Source organism: Polaromonas sp. P1_G2 (genome assembly GCF_056405515.1).
Genome location: NZ_JBFUBY010000735.1, coordinates 1 through 586, shown reverse-complemented (window position 1 = coordinate 586; position 586 = coordinate 1). Strand labels below are relative to the sequence as shown.

Below are 586 nucleotides of genomic sequence, written 5' to 3'. Positions count from 1 at the left end.
CGCTCGGCGCGCTTGTGGCGCTGACCCTGCATTTCGGCGATATCAAAGCCTTCCTCAAGGCCGTCTACGCGACAAAGCTCGCCTGGCTGCTGCCGGCCATTGCGCTTCAGGTCGGGACCTATATCTGTGTCGCCGCCACATGGTCGCTGGCGCTGGCCAATTCGAAAGTGCATTACCGCTTTTCCGCCCTGTTCCGCCTCTCGGTAATCGAGCTCTTCGTCAATCAGGCGCTGCCGACCGGCGGCCTGAGCGGCACGCTTGTGGTCGTTCGCGGGCTTTCCCTGCGCGGTGTTCCCTCCTCGGTCGGCACGGCGGCACTGCTGATCGGCGCGGTCTCCTACTATTCGGCCTATCTGATCACCGGACTGGTCGCCTTCGGCCTGCTCTGGCTGCACGGCGATCTCACCGGCGTCTGGCTGGCGACCTTCATCGCTTTCGTGTTGATGATCAGCTTTGTCGGCGGGCTGATCCTGATGACCGCATGGTCTGGACACAAGCTGCTGCCGAAATTCATGCTCAAATGGTCGTTCATCGATCGCCTGCCGCATTTGATGGAGCAGGTGAAAATGGAATTCACCCGCAACAC

At 61.1% G+C, this 586-nt stretch carries 1 protein-coding gene; it reads left to right on the top strand.

The window, feature by feature from the left end:
- Positions 1 to 14 precede the first annotated feature (14 nt).
- Positions 15 to 586: lysylphosphatidylglycerol synthase domain-containing protein (locus AC1D0P_RS27265; RefSeq protein ID WP_477679587.1), on the top strand; the 572-nt coding region annotated here is incomplete at its 3' end.